The following is an 18,690-nucleotide window of genomic DNA, read 5'->3' as shown; positions in this document are numbered from 1 at the left end:
CCCGCTTTGGGCGGGGCCGTGATCGCGGGGCTCAGCCGCGCGCGTTGGCGGGGGTATTGCCCAGGGTGCGGTGGGCGCGTTCGAGATCTTCCGGCGCCAGCTCCCACGCTTGCGGGTCCAGATCGAGTTCCGGGTGGTCCTTGGCGTTGAAGATCGGGCGTTCGATGCCCTGGCGGCGCTGGGCGTCGAAGTCCTTGAGGATGCGCAGCCCCGACTTGAACAGCAGGATCAGCGCGACCAGGTTGGCGACCGCCAGCAGGCCCATGGTGACGTCGGCGAAGCCGAAGACCGTGCCCAGATCTGTGGTCGCGCCCCAGCACACCAGTAGCACGATGGCCACGCGGAAGGCGTTGAACAGGGTCTGGTTGCCGCGGCTGAAGTAGTTGAGGCTGTTCTCGCCCAGGTAGTAGTTGTAGAGAATGGTGCTGAAGGCGAACAGCAGCAGCGCCAGGCTGACGAAGGTGCGACCCCACTCGCCGACATGGTCTGCCATCGATGCCTGGGTCAGCGCAATCCCCGCCACGTCGCTGGTCGAGGCCGGGTCGTAGACGCCGCTGAGCAGGATCATGAACGCGGTGGCCGAGCAGATGACCACGGTGTCGATGAACACCGAGAACGCCTGCACGATGCCCTGGTTGGCCGGGTGCGGCACATAGGCCACGGCGGCCACGTTGGGGGCGCTGCCCAGGCCCGCTTCGTTGGAGAACAGGCCGCGCTTGACGCCCATCATGATCGCCGCGCCGATGCCGCCGCCGATCGCCGGTTCGAGGCCGAAAGCGCTCTTCACGATCAGCACGATCACGTCGGGGATCTTCTCGATGTTGAGGCCCAGCACCAGCAGCGCGATCAGCAGATAGCCGCCGGCCATGAACGGCACCAGCACCTCGGAGATACGCGCGATGCGCTTGATGCCGCCGAAGATGATCAGGCCCACGACCATCGCCAGGCCCAGGCCGCTGTAGAGCACCGGCACGCCGAAGGCATCGCCGAACGACGTCGCCACGGCGTAGGACTGCAGCGCGGTGAAGGCGAAGCCGAAGGTCACCAGCAGCAGCACCGAGTAGACCAGCGCCAGCCAGCGCCAGCGCCGCCCCAGCCCGCGTGAGATGTAGTAGGCCGGGCCGCCGCGGTAGGTGCCGTCGGCCTCGGCTTCCTTGTAGGTCTGGGCCAGGGTGCACTCCAGAAAGCTGGTGGCCATGCCCATCAGGCCGACCACCCACATCCAGAATATCGCCCCCGGCCCGCCGAGGGTGATCGCTACCGCCACGCCGGCGATGTTGCCACCGCCGACCCGCCCGGCCACCGACAGCACCAGCGCCTGGAAAGAGCTGAGATGGCCGTGCTTGTCGCGGCGGAAGGCCTGACTGGCGCCGAGGATACGAAACATCTGGCCGAAGTAGCGAAACTGCACGAAGCGTGAGGCGAGGGTGAAGCCGACGCCCACGGCGATCAGCAGCACCAACAGGACCTTGCCCCACAGCAGGTCGTTGAGGAAATCCAGCATGCGTTGTCTCCGCTCTTATGTTGTTGTGGATCCGGTTGTTGTGAATCCGGTTTTGGTGAATTCAGCTGTTGTGAATCCGGTTGTCATGCAACGAGTTGTTGTGGAACGCGTGGCCGCTGACGAGCCATCGCCAAGCATTTAATCACTCGCCGAGCGGCGGGGAATTTGACGTCCTGTTGCAGCCTGGCGCACTCTTTTGCGCAGCCAGTGCACCAGAGTGCACCAGTCTCCAGTGAGCTCTTCTCATGCAGGACGATTTCGCCGCCAATCTGCGGCTGCTGTGCAGTTACTACCGCTCGATCGCCGAGGTGTGTCGGCGGCTCGAGATCAACCGCGCCCAGTTCAACCGCTACCTCAGCGGCCGCTACCGGCCTGCCGGCCACACCATGCGCCGGGTGTGCGACTTCTTCGGAGTCGAACTCCACGAGATCGTGCTGCCCCACGCCGAGTTCCAGACGCTGGTGCGCCTGCGCCCCGGCACGCCGGGGCAGGGCGACGCCGAGGGCGCTGCTGCCGGCCTGGGGTTACCGGCGGCGCTGCTGGAGACGGGCCGCCAGGGCATGTCGCGCTATCTGGGCTATTACCACGAGTACTACCTGGCGATGTCGCGGCCGGGGCACGTGCTGTGCACCCTGGTGTGCCTCGAGCGCCGCGGCGAAGACGTGGTCTACCAGCGCACCGAGCGCATGCCGGCCGTCGGCGGTGGGCGGCTTTTTCACAACCGCTATCGCGGCGTGGCGATGCTGCTGAGCGACCGTCTGTTCCTGGTCGACCACGAGTCGCTCAATGGCCACGAGATCACCCAGACGATCCTGTTCCCCAGCTTCAAGAGTCAGGTCTTTAGACTCTCCGGGCTCAAGCTCGGGGTGGCGGACAGCAGCGAGCGCATGCCCTGCAGCGTGCGGGTGGTCTACGAGCGTCTCTCGGGAGCACTGAACGTGCGCCAGGCGCTGGCGGGGTGCGGCCTGTATGCGCTGGACGACCCGCGCCTCGACCCGGCGCTGGTGGCGGCGATTCGTAACGAGGTGGGGCCGGGGGAGTGGCAGTTTCGGGCGCGCTACGTCTAAGAGGGTGTTTACAAAATGTCTGCGCTCGACAATACGGCGTTGAAATCGACCTCAAAATGCTCATTTACCCCGTGTAAACTCCGCTTTTTCGGCCGATTTCGCCTTGTCTTGCCTTCGCTCGCCGAATTTGTAAATACCCTCTAAGAGCCCATTTCCAAACCCCTCTGGCGATGGGCGCCGGCGGGTGGGCTGCCACGCCGGCGCTATGTGCCAGGTGCTGTCTGAAAAGTCGGCGAGCTCAGGCGCGGTTTTCGGGTGTCAGCACCTGCGTATGCAGGGCGGTGCCGTCGCTATTCTTCAGTGTCACCGTGAGCGTTTCGCTCTCGCCGTCGAGGTCGACCTGGCCGAAGAACTGATAGCCCGCCGAGGGCGGCAGGTTCTTCTGCCCCGCCGGTGGTGCCTTCTGGAATACCACCTTGGGGCCGAAGGTGGCGTCCAAGTCATTGGGGCCGAAGGTGCCGGCGTGGAGCGGGCCGCTGACGAACTCCCAGAACGGCTTGAACTGCTTGAAGGCGGCGCGCTCGGGCGCATAGTGGTGGGCGGCGGTGTAGTGCACGTCGGCGGTGAACCACACCACGTTGGCGATATCGTCGTCGCGGATCGCCTTGAGCAGGCGGGCGAGCTCCAGCTCGCGCCCCAGCGGCTGGCCGGGGTCGGCGTTGGCGATCGCCTCGAAGTCGTCGCCATCCGGCACCACCAGGCCGATCGGCATGTCGGCGGCGATGATCTTCCAGGTCGCGGTGGAGCGCCTGAGCGCCTGGTGCAGCCAGCGGAACTGATCCTCACCGATGAAGGCGGTGGCCGGCGAGTCCTCGGCCTGAAGATTGGCGCTGTTGGGGCCGCGGTAGCTGCGCATGTCGAGCATGAACACTTCCATACCCGGGCCGTAGGCGAAGCGGCGGTAGATGCGCTGCGGCGCCGCTGACGACAGCCGCAGTGGCATGTAGTCGAGAAACGCCTGACGTGAGCGGGCCGCGAGCAGGGCCACGCGCTTCTCGGTATAGCGGTCGTCGTCGAGAATCTCCTGGGGGTACCAGTTGTTGATCGTCTCGTGGTCGTCCCACTGGGCCAGCATCGGCACCTCAGCGGCAAAGCGGCGGAAGTTGGCGTCGAGATGGTTGTAGGCGTGCTGGCCGCGATACTCCTCGAGGGTCTCGGCCACCTTCTGCTTGGCCGGGGTGACGACGTTGCGCCAGGTGCTGCCATCGGGCAGCGCGACCTGCGAGTCGAGCGGGCCGTCGGCGTAGACGCTGTCGCCGGAGTGGATGAAGAAGTCCGGGCGCACCTGGCGCATCGCCTCCCAGGTGCGCATGCCGCCGCGCGATTCATCGATCCCCCAGCCCTGACCGACCACGTCGCCGGACCACACGAAGCGCAGATCCCGCGGCGCGCTCGGCGGCAGGCGCAGGCGGCCGACCACCGGCTCGCTGACCGCTCGGTCGTCACCCAGAGCCGCGAAACGCACCCGATAGTGGACTGCCGGCATGCCGCCGAGCCCGGTGGCATCGAGCTTGCCGATCAGCCCGCTCTCGGGCAGCACATCGACCCAGGGAAGCTGGCGGGCGGCGCGAAAGTCGGGATTGTCGGCGACCTCGATCAGCATCCGCGCCGGGCGGTCGGCGCGGGCCCACAGCATGGCGCGGTCGGCCAGCACATCGCCGCTCATGATCCCGCCCTCTATCCTGGGGCGGTGCCCTTCGGCGAGCACGATGGCCGGCGCGCCGAGCAGGCCGGCAGTGGCAAGGCCGAGCTGGCCGCCGCGAACCAGCAGTTCACGACGAGTGATGGGGGGCTTGGGGGCTTTCACGGGGCGTCTCCTCGGGCGGTCACGGGCGTTACGCGAGAAGCCTAGAGCGGGGAGATGACGGCGACGTGAAGCATCGCCGCACGCGCTCGGCGAGCGCAGGGGGTTTTTGCGCAAAAACGCATGTAAGGACTACGCCAGGCCGCCCGGCTGCCGATAATCAGCAGAATGGTCGATCGATCTATTTATTGATCGATGGTTGGTCAATTCGCCTTAGGCACTGTCTGAAAAGTACTGCGCTCGCCCACGCGGCGTTAAAAATCGGCTCAAAATGCTCATTTACACCCCGTAAACTCCGCGTTTTCGCCGATTTTTGCCTTGCTTGGCCTTCGCTCGTCGACTTTTCAGGCAGCACCTAGGGTCAATACGAAAAGTCGATGGGCAGACAGTTTGCGTACGAGTCCGAGAGTCAAATAAGGAGAGTCGGCATGAGTCAGGCATTACCCCAACGCGTGGCGGATATCATGATCCGCGACGTGCTTACCTTGCGTCTCGATCAGTCGCTTCACGATGGCAACGAAGCGATGCGCGAGCACAAGATTCGGCATCTGCCGGTGCTCGACGCGCAGGAGCGGCTGGTGGGGATGCTCAATCAGAAGGTGGTGCTGCGTGAGGCGCTGCAGATCACCAACGTCTATGGCTCGAACCGCCTGAGCCATCACCTGGCCCTGATCCCGGTGGAAGAGGTGCTTTCCGGTGAGGTGCTGACGCTGACGCCGGAGACGCCCCTGGCCGAGGCCGGGCGTACCCTGCTCGACAATCGTCACGGCGCGATGCCGGTGGTCGATGGCGACGGGCGCCTGGTGGGGATCGTCTCGTCGGTGGACTTCGTGCATCTGGCGGTGCGCCTGCTCGAGGCCGACGCCGTCTGAGCGTCGATGCTTGCGCTGCGCCACCCACACTGGCTAGGGTCGAGCGGAGACCACCAATACGACACCAGCAGTGAGGGCCAACGGATGCGCCAGATCGGCTATGCGGAGACGCGCGGCGCGCTGGACTGGGCGGGTGCGGTCGAGGCCCTGCGTCAGGGCCATTTGGGCGCGCCGCCCCAGATCGACGACAGCTTTCTCGGCCCGGCCGAGGGCACGCTGCTCAACCGCTCCTGCTTCATTCCCGGGCTCGGTTACGGCGCCAAGGCGGTGACCGTGTTCGAGGCCAATGCCGCGCGCGGGCTGCCCACGGTGCAGGGGGCGATGCTCTACTTCGCCCCGGAGGATGGTCGGCTGCAGGCGGTGCTCGACAGCCGCCTGGTCACCGAGATCAAGACCGCCAGCGACTCGGTACTGGGGGCGCTGTGCCTGGCGCGGCCAGACAGCCGCGAGCTGCTGATCTGTGGCGCCGGGGCGGTGGCGGCGAGCCTGATCGAAGCCTATAGCGCGCTGTTCCCTTCACTCGAATGCATCCGTCTGTGGAACCGGACCCCGGCTCGCGCGACGGCGCTGGCCGAACGCTATGCCGACCACCGCGTGCCCGTGGTGGCGGTGAGCGAACTGGCCGAGGCCGCCGGGCAGGCGGATATCATCGCCACTGCCACGCTGGCGCGTGAGCCGTTTGTGCGCGGCGAGTGGGTGCGCCCCGGCACCCATGTCGACCTGATCGGCGCCTTCAAGGCCGACATGCGTGAGGCCGACGACACTCTGCTGACCCGCGCGCGGCTGTTCGTCGACAGCCGCGACAGCACCCTGGGCCATATCGGCGAGCTGGCCATTCCGCTGGCCGCCGGCACCATCGCGGCGAGCGATGTGCTGGCCGACCTGCGCGAGCTGCTCGCCGGCGCGCCCGGGCGCCGGGACGACAGCGATATCACGCTCTACAAGAACGGCGGTGGCGCGCATCTCGACCTGATGATCGCGCGCTACATCGTCGAGGCCAGCGGCTGAATCGTCGAAGCCTGTGGCTGAGTCCCCTGTGGCTGAGTCCCCTGTAGCTGAGTCCCCTGTGGCGGCGTGCTCTGGCGCGCGCCTATCGCGCCGAGCCTCCCTCCGCGGGGGCGTCGATAGCAGCGTCAATAGTGGCCGCGGCCTCGGCGTAGCTGGGATAGTCGATATAGCCGACGTCGGTGCCGCCGTACATCGTCGCCGGGTCGACGTCGTTCAGCGGCCAGCCGTGGTAGAGCCGTTGGGGCAGGTCGGGGTTGGCGATGAAAGGACGCCCGAAGGCGAACAGGTCGCCGTAGCCCCGCGCGCGCATCCAGAGGGCTTTCTCAGGGGTGTAGCGCCCCGCGTAGAGCAGGCAGCCGGAGAAGGTCTCGCGCACGGCCTGGTAGAAGGTCTCCGGCAGATCCGGGGCGTTGTCCCAGTCCGCTTCGGCGAGCGACACGTAGGCGACGCCGGCCTGTTCCAGGCGCTCGATGGCGGTGAGGTAGGTGGTGTGCGGGTCGCTCTCGACCAGCCCCAGATAGACGCGATCCTCATCGGTGCTCTCGAACAGCGGCGAGAAGCGCACGCCGACGCGCTCCGCACCGAAGACGCCGGCCACCGCGTCGACGATCTCCTCGAGAAAGCGCAGGCGGTTGTCGAGGCTACCGCCGTAACGGTCGGTACGGGTGTTGGTGTGCTCGGACAGGAACTGGTTGACCAGATAGCCGTTGGCACAGTGCAGTTCGACCCCGTCGAAGCCCGCCGCCAGGGCATTGCGGGCTGCCTGGGCGTAGCGTTCGACTAGGTCTTCGACGCCGGCCGTGGTCAGTGCCTCGGGTTCGCTCGGCGCGGTCAGCATGCCTTCACCCGGTGCGGTCTCGACGAAGACGCTGACCGCATCGGCGCGGATCGCCGACGGCGCGATCGGCGCCTTGCCGCCCGGCTGCAGCGAGCGGTGCGAGACTCGCCCGACGTGCCATAGCTGGGAGAAGATCACGCCACCGCGGGCATGAACGGCTGCGGTGACTGCCCGCCAGCCCGCGATCTGCGCCTGCGAATGGATACCCGGCGTCCAGGCGTAGCCCTGGCCCCGCGGCTCGATCTGCGTGCCTTCGGTGACCATGAAGCCGGCACCCGCACGCTGGCTGTAGTACTCGACCATCCAGTCGTTGGGGACGTTACCGGGCTGGCTGCTGCGCGAGCGCGTCAGCGGCGGCATCACGATACGGTTTTTCAGGGTATACGGCCCCAGTCTGACCGATTCGAACAGTGCTGCGTTATTCACTCTCTTCCCTCTCCTGGCGGCGAAGCCTGTCCGCCGCGTCTCGGTCGAATTCGATGCGGAGAGAGTAGAGAGTCCACGCTACCATTAGAAACAAGGTTTCTTTGTAAAGGTCACCAATATGAGTGGTGATGGTTTGGACAATGAGCGTGGGCCAGGCGACAGCGTCAGGTTACCGGGGGGGGACAGCGCGTATACGCCGCGCCGGGCGGCTCAACCGGCTCGATCTGAAGCAGCTGCGGGTGCTCCAGGCGCTGCTGCGCGAACGCAATCTCTCCCGCGTTGCCGCTGGCATGGGGCTGACCCAGCAGGCGATCAGCGAACAGCTGCGCAAGCTGCGCGAGCTCTTCGACGACCGGCTCTTTCTGCGTCAGGGCAACGGCATGACCGCCACGCCGCTGGCGCTCGAACTCGGCGAGCGGGTCGAGCGGATTCTTCATGAGATCGAGGCGCTGCTGTCGCCGGCCGAGTTCACCCCGGCCACCTATGAGGGCGTGGTGACGCTCAGCGCGACCGACTATGCGATGCAGGCGATCTTGCCGGCGTTCCTGCGCGAGGTGCGTCAGCAGGCGCCGTTGCTCAAGCTGATCGTGCAGCCCTTCGAGAGCGACCAGGTCGAGCGCAAGCTGATCTCGGGCGAGCTCGATCTGGCACTCTCGTTCCCGGATTTTCTGCCCGCATCGCTGCCCTATCTCACGCTCTTCGACGATCGTCACGTCTGCGTTGCCAGCCCCTGTTCGCCGCTGCACGGCCGGACGCTGTCGATCGGGGAGATCGCCGCGCTGCCGCAACTGGTGGTCTCGCCGTCACGTGCGGCGCTCAAGGGCTCCCACGATCAGTGGTTCGCCGAGCAGGGGTTGGAGCGCCATATCGTCATCTCCGTGCCGACGTTCAAGGCGGCGCCAGACGTGCTCTACACCACCGACCTGATCGCTTTCTATCCCGCACGGCTGTTGCCCAACCCCAAGGTGGCGCCGCTCACCATCGACTTCTCCACGCCGACGTTCGAGGTCGCCGTTGCCTGGCATCCGCGCACCCAGGAGAGTGCGATTCACCGTTGGATGATCGAGAAGCTGGCGCGCGGCGTGAGTTGATGCGGTGGGGGCACACGAAAACCCCGGAACCGCCTCGATAGGCGGCCCCGGGGGTGTGCTGGCGGCGTGCCGGGCGCGCTCAGCCCCGGTGCGTCGCGCGCCAGGCGTGCAGCTTGTGATAGCTCTCGAGCAGGCGCTGGTGGCGCTCGATGCCTTCGAGCGCGAGGCTGGTCGGCGTCAGCCCGGGGAAGCGCACCGAACCTTCCACCGCGCCGATGGCGTCTGCCATCTTCGCCTCGCCGAACATGCGGGTCAGGTTGTGGCGGTAGTCGTCGAGCTCGAGATCGTCGTCCAGGGCGATCTCGAGTACCGCGGTGAGCGCCTGATAGAAGAGCCCGCGGTCGACGGTGTTGTCGTTGAACTGCAGGAACATCTGCGCGCCGTCCAGGGCGTCTTCCAAGCGCCCCAGCGCCAGCTGGATCAGCAGCTTCAGCTCGGCGATGGTCAGCTCCGACCACACGGTGTTGTCGTCGAACTCGATCCCGATCAGGGTGACGATCTTCATCTGCTCGTCGAGCTCGCTCTCTTCCAGGCGTTCGAGCAGGTCGGTCAGCTGCGCCTCATCGAGGCGGTGCAGGGCGAGGATATCCTCGCGGAAGGCCAGCGCCATGTTGGTGTTGTCCCACACCAGATCCTCGACCGGGTAGACCTCGGAGTAGCCGGGCACCAGGATGCGGCACACCGGGGCGCCGAGATCCTCGAAAGTGGCGACATAGGCTTCCAGCCCCTCGTCGTCGAGAATCGCGAACAGGCGCTCGGCCTCCTCGTCGTTGGTGCCGGAGAAGTCCCACTCGACGAAGTCGACGTCCGCCGTGGCGCTGAAGAAACGCCACGACACCACGCCGGACGAGTCGATGAAGTGCTCGACGAAGTTGTTGGGTTCACTCACCGCCTGGGCGTTGAAGGTGGGCGGCGGCAGATCGTTCATGCCTTCGAAGCTGCGCCCCTGCAGCAGCTCGGTGAGGCTGCGTTCGATGGCGACCGACAGGCTGGGGTGCGCGCCGAAGGAGGCGAACACGCCGCCGGTACGCGGGTTCATCAAGGTGACGCAGGCGACCGGGAAGCGCCCGCCGAGGGAGGCATCCTTGACCAGCACCGGGAAGCCCTGGGCCTCCAGCGCCTGCACGCCTTCGACAATCGTCGGGTACTGCGCCAGTACCGCCTCGGGTACGTCCGGTAGCGCGATCTCCTGCTCGATGATCTGACGCTTCACCGCCCGCTCGAAGATCTCGGAGAGACACTGCACCTGCGCTTCGGCGAGGGTGTTGCCGGCGCTCATGCCGTTGCTGAGATAGAGGTTCTCGATCAGGTTGGAGGGGAACCATACCGTCTCGCCGTCCGAGTGGCGCTTGAACGGCAGCGAGACGATACCGCGGTCGGTGCGTCCGGAGTTGGTGTCATACAGATGCGAGCCTCGGAGCTCGCCGTCCGGGTCGAAGATCGCGCGGCAGTGGTCGTCGAGAATCTCGCTGGGCAGCGCGTCGTCCGGCCCCGGCTGGAACCAGCGTTCGTTCGGATAGTGGACGAATTCGCTGGCGGCGATCTCGTTGCCGAAGAACTGATCGTTGTAGAAGAAGTTGCACGACAGGCGCTCGATGAACTCGCCCAGCGCCGAGCACAGCGCGGCTTCCTTGGTCGCGCCCTTGCCGTTGGTGAAGCACATCGGCGAAGCGGCATCGCGAATGTGCAGCGACCAGACGTGGGGCACGATATTGCGCCAGGAGGCGATCTCGATCTTCATGCCGAGACGCTCGAGGATGCCCGTCATGTTGGCGATGGTCCGCTCCAGCGGCAGGTCCTTGCCTTCGATCCAGGTCTCCTGGCTCTCGCCGTCCTTGTCGAGCGAGCCGCCCATTAGCAGCGCCTGGGCGTTCTCGTCGATGTTCTCCACCGCCTCGATCTGGAACTCGGGGTTGTTCTGGATCACCCGCTTGACCGAGCAGCGCTCGATCGAGCGCAGAATGCCGGTGCGGTCCTTGTCGGAGATGTCCGCCGGTAGTTCGATCTGGATACGGAAGATCTGGTTGTAGCGGTTCTCCGGGTCGACGATGTTGTTCTGCGACAGCCGGATGTTCTCGGTGGGGATCTCGCGGGCGTTGCAGTAGACCCGCACGAAATAGGCCGCGCAGAGCACCGTGGAGGCGAGGAAGTAGTCGAACGGCCCCGGCGCCGAGCCGTCGCCCTTGTAGCGGATCGGCTGGTCGGTGATCACCGTGAAGTCGTCGAACTTGGCTTCCTGGCGCAGGTTGTCGAGATAGTTGACCTTGATTTCCATGGAGAGAGACCGCGTTGATAAGTGGCTGACCTCCGTGACCGACGGGAGGTGGATGGCGGCCATTATCCGGATTCGAGGGCGCTTCGTCTTGGGGGACTGGGAAGCTGGCGTATCGGGAAGCGGGTGGAGCTGGGAACGTGTGTGGCCGAGACGCCAAGGCCCGATTCCCCTGACCGGGGAACTCGGGCCTTGTCTTTCATACTGCGAGCTTTTAAGGCGCGCGGCGCGGTGCTTGTAGAACGCCTGTCACAACCGGTGAATGGCGTAGGCCTATCCGGCGGCAGGGCGTCGCGAGGGCGCTGTAAACCCCTCCCTGGGCGCTACCTTTGCCATCCCTGGCAAAGGACCCTCGCTTTGCCCTGCCCCCGGCGCCCATCACCAGAGGGAGGGGATGGGCGCTCTTATGAAGCGACCTGGAACGCCATGGTCGCTTGCACCGCCCGCTTCCAGCCGTCGTAGAGCGCATCGCGGCGATCCTGGCGCATGCCCGGTTCGAAGCGGCGTTCGATCGCCCACTGCTCGGAGATCTGCTCGCGGGACTCCCAGAAGCCGAGGGCCAGCCCGGCGAGATAGGCCGCGCCGAGTGCGGTGGTCTCGCTGATCTCGCTGCGCAGCACGTCGACCCCCAGGATATCGGCCTGGAACTGGGCCAGGAAGTTGTTGGCGATGGCGCCGCCGTCGGCGCGCAGCTCGGTCAGATCGATGCCTGCGTCGGCCTGCATCGCCGTGAGCACGTCGGCGGTCTGGTAGGCCATCGATTCGAGCGCGGCGCGGATGAACTGCTCCTTGCTGGTACCGCGCGACAGCCCGAACATGGCGCCACGCACATTGGAGTTCCAGTAGGGCGCGCCGAGGCCGGTGAAGGCGGGCACCAGGTAGACGCCCTCACTGTCGCCGGCACGTTCGGCGTAGGCTTCGGAGTCGGAGGCCTTGCCCAGCATGCGCAGCCCGTCGCGCAGCCACTGCACCACCGAACCGGCGACGAAGATGGCGCCCTCCAGCGCGTACTCGACCTCGCCGTCGATCTCCCAGGCAATGGTGGTGAGCAGGCCGTTGTCCGAGATCGTCGCTTCGCTGCCGGTATTCATCAGCGTGAAGCAACCGGTGCCGTAGGTGTTCTTGGCCATGCCGGGCTTGAAGCACGCCTGACCGAACAGCGCCGCCTGCTGGTCGCCGGCGATGCCCGCGATCGGCAGCTTGGTGCCGAACAGGAACTTGGGCAGCATGTAGCCGTAGATCTCGCTGGAGGACTTGACCTCGGGCAGCATCGATTCCGGCACGCCGAGCATCTCCAGCAGTTCAGGGTCCCAGCGGCGCTCGCGGATATTGAACATCAGCGTGCGCGAGGCGTTGGTCACGTCGGTGACATGCTCGGCACCGCCGGTCAGGTTCCAGATCAGCCAGGAGTCCATGGTGCCGAACAGCAGGTCGCCTTTCTCGGCTTTCTCCCGGACGCCGTCGACGTTATCCAGAATCCACTTGATCTTGGTGCCCGAGAAGTAGGCATCGATCACCAGGCCGGTCTTGTCGCGGACCATGTCGGCATGCCCCGCTTCGCGCAGCTCGTCGCAGATCTCGGCCGAGTGACGCGACTGCCAGACGATTGCGTTGTAGACCGGCTGGCCGGTGTGCTTGTCCCAGATCACCGTGGTCTCGCGCTGGTTGGTGATGCCGATGCCGGCGATCTCCTCGACATTGACCTGGGAGTTGTTGATCACCTCGGTCAGGGTGGTCAGCACGCTGGTCATGATGTCGCGCGGGTTGTGCTCGACCCAGCCCGGCCGCGGGAAAATCTGCTCGAACTCGCGCTGGGCCATGCCGGCGATCTTGCCCTGATGATCGAACAGCATGGCGCGCGAACTGGTGGTGCCCTGGTCGATGGCGAGGATGTATTTCTTCTTGTCACTCATGGGAGAACGCTCCTTCTGAATGGTGTGTCTCTGAAGAGCCGAATGCAGCTCAATAGACCGTTGCGACGAGGGCAGCCAGGCTGCTGCCGATGATCGGGCCGACGAAGGGCACCCACGCATAGCCCCAGTCGTTGGCTCCCTTGTGTTGAATGGGCAGCATGGCGTGCGCCAGCCGCGGCCCCATATCGCGGGCGGGGTTGATCGCATAGCCCGTGGGCCCGCCCAGCGAGGCGCCGATCGCCACCACCAGCAGTGCCACGGCCAAGGGGCCGAGCCCGTTGGGCGTATGGCCGAACATGATGACGACGAACACCAGCACGAAGGTGCCGATGGCTTCGGTCACGCAGTTCCAGAAGCGCGAGCGAATCGTGGGGATGGTCGAAAAGGTGGCCAGAATGGTGGTGGCATCCTCGGTGTCGTCGTACTGCTTCTTGTAGCAGAGGTAACAGAGCACCGCACCCAGCCAGGCCCCCGCGAACTCGCCGATGAAATAGGCCAGCGTATTGTCCAGGGTGATGGGGATGCCCTTGGCGTACTCGGTGGCCGGGCCCAGCCACAGCGCGAGGGTGATCGCCGGGTTGAGATGGGCGCCGGTATCGAACGCGATCCACACGCCGCAATAGACCGCGAGTCCCCAGCCGAAAAAGATCAAGAGTGGGCCACCGTTGTGACCACCGGTCTTCTTGAGCAGCACGTTGGCGACCACGCCGCAGCCGAGCAGCGTCATGCAGGCCGTACCGGCAATCTCGTGCAGCACTATCTTCTCTATGACTCCCATGGTGTTCCTTACTGTGGGTGATGTTCCGGCCGGCATGGCCCTAGTGGGCTGCGGCGCGCCGCGGCTCGATCGGCTATCGAGGCGTGGCGCGGGCGTCGGCCATGTCTGCTACTCCAGCGTTTTCTCTTCCATCGCGGCTGGTGACGGGCAGTTCAGGTAGTCGGCGAGTCGGCGCTGCTCGCTGTCATCGAGACGCAGGACGAGCTTGGTGCGGCGCCAGAGGATGTCTTCTGCGGTTCGCGCCCATTCGTGTGCGCGCAGGTAGTCGACCTCGGCGGCGTAGAGATCGGCACCGAAGTGTTCGCCGAGATCGGCCAGCCCCTCGGCCTGGCCCAGGATCGTCAGCGCCCGGGTGCCGTAGTTGAACACCAGGCGCGTGGCCATCGGCGATGGTACGAAGGGGTAGCGGCGCTGCAGCGATGCCACCTGCTGCTGCGGATCGGCGTCATCGCCGCCGGGCAGCGGATGGCCGCTGTGGGTCCAGGCCTTCCCGCGGTTGCCGAGCGCCGGCGCCAGCTGGTCGACGGCGTCTTCGGCCAGGCGCCGATAGGTCGTCAGCTTGCCGCCGAAGATATTGAGCAGAGGTGCGCCGCCGCGAGTATCCAGCTGGATGCGGTAGTCGCGGGTGATCTCGCTGGCGTTGTCTTCGTGATCGTCGAGCAGCGGGCGCACGCCGGAGTAGCTCCAGACCACGTCGTCAGGGCCGATCGGGCGCTCGAAATAGCGGTTGATGGCCTCGCAGAGGTAGGCGATTTCGTCGGCGTCGATCGCCACCTTGCCCGGCGCACCCTGATGCTCGACATCGGTGGTGCCGATCAGGGTGAAGTCGCGCTCGTAGGGGATGGCGAAGACGATGCGGCCATCCGGCTGCTGGAAGATATAGGCGTAGTCGTGCGCGAACAGGCGCTCGACCACGATATGGCTGCCCTTGATCAGGCGCAGCGCATAGGAGTGGTTCTGTGAGGCGATATCGTCCAGAAAGCGCACCGCCCAGGGCCCCGCCGCGTTGACCAGCCCGCGTGCGCGAACCTCGCTGGTTTCGCCCTCGGCGGTCTTGAGTGTCACCTGCCAGCCATCGGCGCTGCGTGTCGCCGTCTCGGCCCGGGTGCGGGTCATGATGCGCGCGCCGCGGTCGGCTGCATCCATGCAGTTGAGGACGACCAGGCGGGCATCCTGAACCCAGGCATCGGAGTAGACGAAGCCTTTGGTGAACTCCGCTTTCAACGGTGCGCCGGCCGGATGGCTGGAGAACTTGACCCCGTGGGAGTTCGCCAGGGTCTGTTTGCCGCCGAGGTGGTCATACAGGAACAGGCCGGTGCGGATCATCCACGCCGGGCGCAGATGCTTCTGGTGGGGGAGCACGAAGCGCATCGGCCAGATGATATGGGGCGCCATCTTGAGCAGCACTTCTCGCTCGGAGAGCGCCTTGGCCACGAGCTTGAACTCGTACTGCTCCAGATAGCGCAGGCCACCATGGATCAGCTTGGTGGAAGCCGAGGAGGTATGGCTGGCGAGATCGTCGGCCTCGACCAGCAGCACCGACAGCCCTCGGCCCACCGCATCGCGGGCAATGCCGGCGCCATTGATGCCGCCGCCGATGACAATCAGATCGTAAGTGTCGCCGCTCATGTTCGAGTTCGCTCTCTGATGTTTCGCTTTGAGTCATTATTGCGCGAAAACGAACATAATGGATGTGCGACAAAGGTCGTAGGTTTATGCGCTAGGATAGCTGTGGATTATGTATATTAATGAAATGAGCGGGTAAATAGGGTTTCTGCAAAGTGCGCGGGCGATTTCGATTGTGAAAACATCTTGCTGCAGGGATATGGGGTCTTTCGTATCACAACATCCGTTTGCCCGTGTCTCGGTCACGGGGCTGGCACAGCGGACACGGGTGGTATCGTGCCGTCAGCGTCCGCCGCTACCGAGCGCGCTCAGCGCCGCCAGCGGTGTCACCCTAGGCGGTTCGTCCGCCGGCCACTCGACGTGGGCGTGGATGGCGTAGACCTCGCGCAGCCGGGCTTCGGTGAGCACCTCCCGCGGTGAGCCGGTGGCGCACACCCGGCCGCCGGCCCCCAGCATCCATAGCTGGTCGGCGAAGCGCGCGGCGAGGCTGAGGTCGTGGATGGCGATGATCACCCCGATACCCTGTTCGCGGGCGGTGGCCTGTAGCCACGCCAGCACCTGCAGCTGGTGGTGCAGGTCGAGAGCGCTGGTCGGCTCGTCGAGCATCAGCACCTGCGGCTCGCGCACGATGGCCTGGGCGATCGCCACGCGCTGGCGCTGGCCGCCGGAGAGCTGGCCCAGATCGCGCTCGGCCAGCGGTGTCAGCGCCAGGGTGTGCAACAGGCGCTCGACCCGCGCCAGGTCGTCGCGGCCGCGTGCCGGGTGGGTGGTGCGCCGCGCCAGCAGTACCGCCTCGAACACGCTCAGCGCAGCCCGGGTGGTGCTTTCCTGGGGCAGATAGTAGACCCGCCGCGCGCGCTCGGCGTGGGCGAGCCCGGCCAGATCCTGCGCCGCGAGATGCACCTGGCCGTGGTAGCGCGCCAGCCCGGCGATCGCCTTGAGCAGGGTCGACTTGCCGGCGCCGTTGGGGCCGATCAGCGCGGTCACCTCGCCCGGGGCGGCGCGCAGCCCGGTGACCGCCTGCAGCACCGGCGTGCGCCCCAGCGTCACCGACAGCGCCTCTACCGTCAGCGTCATCCCCACACCTCGCGCCGGCTCTTGATGATCAGCGAGACGAAGAACGGCAGCCCGATCAGCGCGGTGAGAATGCCGATCGGCAGCAGTACCCCGGGGATCAGGGTCTTGGAGGCGATCGAAGTCAGCGACATCAGAAGCGCCCCCACCAGCGCCGAAAGCGGCAGGAAGACGCGCTGATCCTCACCGACCAGTAGCCGCGCGATATGCGGCCCGACCAGCCCGATGAAGCCGATGGTGCCGACGAAGGCGACCGCGGTGGCGGCGAGCAGCGAACAGCACAGCAGCATCAGCAGCCGCAGCCGGGCGACATCGATGCCCATGGCGCGGGCCTGCAGCTCGCCCATGCGCAGCGCGGTCAGGCGCCAGCCGGCGATGAAGAAGACCGGCAGCGTGAGCGCCAGCGCGGCGGCAATGACGCCCACCTTGGGCCAACTGGTGCGCGACAGCGAGCCCAGCGACCAGAACACCAGCTGCTGCAGCGACTGCGCCGAGGCGACGTACTGCAGGATGCCGAGCAGGGCGTTGAAGAAGAACATCAGCGCAATGCCCATCAGCACCATGGTCTGCACGCTGACCCCGCGCAGCCGGCTGACCAGCCAGATCAGCAGTGATGCGAACATCGCCATGACGAAGGCGTTGAGCGTGGTCAGCAGCGCCTCGCCGCCGGGCAGCACGCCGACGCCGAGCACGATCGCCAGCGCCGCGCCGAAGCTGGCGGCGGCGGAGATCCCGAGGGTGAAAGGGTCGGCCAGGGGGTTGTCGAGGATGGTCTGCATCTCGGCCCCGGCGCTGGCCAGGGCCAGGCCTACCACCACGGCCATCAGCGCCACCGGCAGGCGGATCTCCCACACCACGATCGCCAGTGTAGTGGGGGCGCTGTCGGGGGAGACGATCGCCGCCACCACCGCTGGCAGCGGATAGTGCCCGGGGCCGATGGCGACATCGGCGAGCAGCGACAGACAGGTGAGCACGGCGGTCACCGCGATCAGCACATAGTGACGCCGGCGCCGGGCAAGGTAGCGATCGGCGCTGCTGGACGATGCGACAGCGGCGGTGGTCATGACGGGTAGCGGCAGGGCATGGAGGGAGAATCCGCGGGCGAACAAAAATGATTCTCGATCATAACACCGCCCGTCATGCTGTACAGGCGCGTCCTGCGGGTGAACCCGTGCGAACATCGGCGCGTGTCTCGGCTTCCTCGGCGCGTCCTGCTAAGTTGAATTGACATGCCAACCGGGAACGCAGATGAAAAACACGCTGATCGGAATGCTGGCTGCGGCCGCGCTGACCACGACCTTCTCCGCCGCGCAGGCCGCGGACAAGACGCTGACCATCGGGACCAACAACTGGGCCGAGAACATTGCCGTCTCCAACCTGTGGGAGCTGGTGCTTGAACAGCACGGCTATGACGTCAGGCTCGCCAACGTGGGCAAGAGTGCGCTCTACGCGGGTATGAACAGCGGGGATATCGACGTCGGGCTGGAGATCTGGCTGCCACATACGGACAAGAGCTTCCTGGCGCCGTACAAGGACACACTCGAGGTTCACGATGCCTGGTACGACGAGACCGGGCTGGGTCTGGTGGTGCCGAGCTATGTCGATATCGACAGCATTCCCGAGCTGGCGGCACATGCCGACGAGTTCGCGTATCAGGGCCGCCCGAGCATCCTGGGGATCGACCCGGGCTCGGCGATCGCCGGCCTGACCGATGAAGCGATCAGCGCCTATGACCTGCCGCTGAAGCAGATCAACAGCTCCGAGCCGGCGATGATGTCCGCGCTGGATCGCGCCTATCGCACACAGCAGCCGATCGTGGTGACGCTGTGGAACCCGCACTGGGCGTTCGCCGACTACGACCTGAAGTATCTCGACGACCCACAGGGCATCTACGGCGAGGGTGACACCATCTACTGGTTCTCACGGCAGGGTTTCGGCGAGGACGACCCCTGGCTGACAGCGGTGCTCGACGCCTGGCACATGAGTGACGAGAGCCTGAGTGACCTGATGTCTCAGATCGAGGAGCGCGGCGACCCGGTCGCGGGGGCCAGGAACTGGATCGCACAAAACCAGGATCAGATCGATGCGTGGCTGGCCGCGGGGCAGGCGGCGCGCTGAAATGGGTGAGGAAACACCCTCTTGGAATGCCTTTCACAACCGCTGGACGACGTGGGCCTATCCGGCGCCCATCGTCAGAGGGGGTGGCAATGTGCTCTTAGTGCGTGGGGCTATAACCATATTGCGTGCCGAGTGCAAGCGCCGCGTCTCACGCTATCGGACAATTGATTAAACGCTAATCGACGAACTAACCTCAGGCGACTGCCCGCTGGGCCGAGCCGTCAGCGGGCAAGGCGACAACGATAAACGGCCACAAGCCGACAAAGACAATGACAGCGACCGCTGTGCAGGAGAATCTC

At 65.8% G+C, this 18,690-nt stretch carries 14 protein-coding genes; 5 read left to right on the top strand and 9 right to left on the bottom strand.

The genetic code is table 11. The annotated features are described in order from the left end of the window. Window positions 1-31: 31 nt before the first annotated feature. Window positions 32-1,504, bottom strand: a complete 1,473-nt coding sequence (locus QO259_RS16810; RefSeq protein WP_285950831.1) for an alanine/glycine:cation symporter family protein — start codon at window positions 1,502-1,504, stop codon at window positions 32-34. Between the two features lie 245 nt (window positions 1,505-1,749). Here QO259_RS16810 and QO259_RS16805 point away from each other — a divergent pair, with 245 nt between their 5' ends. Beyond that, entirely contained in the window at window positions 1,750-2,571 is an 822-nt protein-coding gene (locus tag QO259_RS16805) for a helix-turn-helix transcriptional regulator (protein ID WP_285950830.1), read from the top strand. Window positions 2,572-2,809: 238 nt separating this feature from the next. Here QO259_RS16805 and QO259_RS16800 read toward each other — a convergent pair whose 3' ends face one another. Next, complete coding sequence (locus tag QO259_RS16800; protein WP_285950829.1) at window positions 2,810-4,378, bottom strand: alkaline phosphatase D family protein; 1,569 nt, start codon at window positions 4,376-4,378, stop codon at window positions 2,810-2,812. A 425-nt stretch (window positions 4,379-4,803) separates the two neighbouring features. Here QO259_RS16800 and QO259_RS16795 point away from each other — a divergent pair, with 425 nt between their 5' ends. Continuing rightward, window positions 4,804-5,247, top strand: a complete 444-nt coding sequence (locus tag QO259_RS16795) for a CBS domain-containing protein (protein ID WP_285950828.1) — start codon at window positions 4,804-4,806, stop codon at window positions 5,245-5,247. Between the two features lie 84 nt (window positions 5,248-5,331). After that, window positions 5,332-6,255 carry an ornithine cyclodeaminase family protein gene (locus QO259_RS16790; protein WP_285950827.1) on the top strand — a complete coding sequence of 308 codons (924 nt, stop codon included), beginning with the start codon at window positions 5,332-5,334 and terminating at the stop codon, window positions 6,253-6,255. 82 nt (window positions 6,256-6,337) lie between these two features. Here the strand turns inward: QO259_RS16790 and QO259_RS16785 are convergent, their stop codons facing one another. Further along, window positions 6,338-7,519 carry an alkene reductase gene (locus QO259_RS16785; protein WP_285950826.1) on the bottom strand — a complete coding sequence of 394 codons (1,182 nt, stop codon included), beginning with the start codon at window positions 7,517-7,519 and terminating at the stop codon, window positions 6,338-6,340. 128 nt (window positions 7,520-7,647) lie between these two features. On the opposite strand from QO259_RS16785, the gene QO259_RS16780 reads away from it, so the two are divergent. Further along, window positions 7,648-8,610 (top strand): LysR family transcriptional regulator, encoded by a 963-nt coding sequence (locus QO259_RS16780; RefSeq protein ID WP_285950825.1) that lies wholly within the window; start codon window positions 7,648-7,650, stop codon window positions 8,608-8,610. 79 nt (window positions 8,611-8,689) lie between these two features. Here the strand turns inward: QO259_RS16780 and QO259_RS16775 are convergent, their stop codons facing one another. The 6 genes from QO259_RS16775 to QO259_RS16750 all read right to left on the bottom strand — a co-directional run bounded on the left by QO259_RS16775 (window position 8,690) and on the right by QO259_RS16750 (window position 17,337). Then, entirely contained in the window at window positions 8,690-10,885 is a 2,196-nt protein-coding gene (locus tag QO259_RS16775; RefSeq protein WP_285950824.1) for an OsmC domain/YcaO domain-containing protein, read from the bottom strand. A gap of 401 nt (window positions 10,886-11,286) precedes the next feature. Then, complete coding sequence (gene glpK / locus QO259_RS16770; protein WP_207033789.1) at window positions 11,287-12,795, bottom strand: glycerol kinase GlpK; 1,509 nt, start codon at window positions 12,793-12,795, stop codon at window positions 11,287-11,289. A 49-nt stretch (window positions 12,796-12,844) separates the two neighbouring features. Continuing rightward, complete coding sequence (locus QO259_RS16765; RefSeq protein WP_207033791.1) at window positions 12,845-13,573, bottom strand: MIP/aquaporin family protein; 729 nt, start codon at window positions 13,571-13,573, stop codon at window positions 12,845-12,847. Window positions 13,574-13,681: 108 nt separating this feature from the next. Further along, entirely contained in the window at window positions 13,682-15,202 is a 1,521-nt protein-coding gene (gene glpD / locus QO259_RS16760) for a glycerol-3-phosphate dehydrogenase (RefSeq protein WP_285950823.1), read from the bottom strand. 279 nt (window positions 15,203-15,481) lie between these two features. After that, complete coding sequence (locus tag QO259_RS16755) at window positions 15,482-16,276, bottom strand: ABC transporter ATP-binding protein (RefSeq protein ID WP_285950822.1); 795 nt, start codon at window positions 16,274-16,276, stop codon at window positions 15,482-15,484. After that, a complete protein-coding gene (locus QO259_RS16750) occupies window positions 16,273-17,337 on the bottom strand; it encodes a FecCD family ABC transporter permease (RefSeq protein WP_285950821.1) in 1,065 nt (354 codons plus the stop codon). Before QO259_RS16750 ends, QO259_RS16755 begins: the two co-directional genes overlap by 4 nt. A gap of 184 nt (window positions 17,338-17,521) precedes the next feature. Here QO259_RS16750 and QO259_RS16745 point away from each other — a divergent pair, with 184 nt between their 5' ends. After that, window positions 17,522-18,391 carry a glycine betaine ABC transporter substrate-binding protein gene (locus QO259_RS16745; protein ID WP_285950820.1) on the top strand — a complete coding sequence of 290 codons (870 nt, stop codon included), beginning with the start codon at window positions 17,522-17,524 and terminating at the stop codon, window positions 18,389-18,391. Window positions 18,392-18,690 lie beyond the last annotated feature (299 nt).

Origin of the sequence: Salinicola sp. JS01 (assembly GCF_030284585.1) — a bacterium.
Classification (GTDB): Bacteria; Pseudomonadota; Gammaproteobacteria; order Pseudomonadales; family Halomonadaceae; genus Salinicola.
Note: the sequence above shows the minus strand (reverse complement) of the source record. Positions and strands in the feature narration are given on the sequence as shown.

Bases quoted from the DNA above. Each gene is read 5' to 3' on its own strand.
- QO259_RS16795 (WP_285950828.1), top strand. From the start codon at position 4,804: ATGAGTCAGGCATTACCCCAACGCGTGGCGGATATCATGATCCGCGAC.
- QO259_RS16780 (WP_285950825.1), top strand. From the start codon at position 7,648: ATGGTTTGGACAATGAGCGTGGGCCAGGCGACAGCGTCAGGTTACCGG.
- QO259_RS16790 (WP_285950827.1), top strand. From the start codon at position 5,332: ATGCGCCAGATCGGCTATGCGGAGACGCGCGGCGCGCTGGACTGGGCG.
- QO259_RS16765 (WP_207033791.1), bottom strand. From the start codon at position 13,573: ATGGGAGTCATAGAGAAGATAGTGCTGCACGAGATTGCCGGTACGGCC.
- glpD (WP_285950823.1), bottom strand. From the start codon at position 15,202: ATGAGCGGCGACACTTACGATCTGATTGTCATCGGCGGCGGCATCAAT.
- QO259_RS16805 (WP_285950830.1), top strand. From the start codon at position 1,750: ATGCAGGACGATTTCGCCGCCAATCTGCGGCTGCTGTGCAGTTACTAC.
- QO259_RS16755 (WP_285950822.1), bottom strand. From the start codon at position 16,276: ATGACGCTGACGGTAGAGGCGCTGTCGGTGACGCTGGGGCGCACGCCG.
- QO259_RS16750 (WP_285950821.1), bottom strand. From the start codon at position 17,337: ATGACCACCGCCGCTGTCGCATCGTCCAGCAGCGCCGATCGCTACCTT.
- QO259_RS16775 (WP_285950824.1), bottom strand. From the start codon at position 10,885: ATGGAAATCAAGGTCAACTATCTCGACAACCTGCGCCAGGAAGCCAAG.
- glpK (WP_207033789.1), bottom strand. From the start codon at position 12,795: ATGAGTGACAAGAAGAAATACATCCTCGCCATCGACCAGGGCACCACC.
- QO259_RS16810 (WP_285950831.1), bottom strand. From the start codon at position 1,504: ATGCTGGATTTCCTCAACGACCTGCTGTGGGGCAAGGTCCTGTTGGTG.
- QO259_RS16745 (WP_285950820.1), top strand. From the start codon at position 17,522: ATGAAAAACACGCTGATCGGAATGCTGGCTGCGGCCGCGCTGACCACG.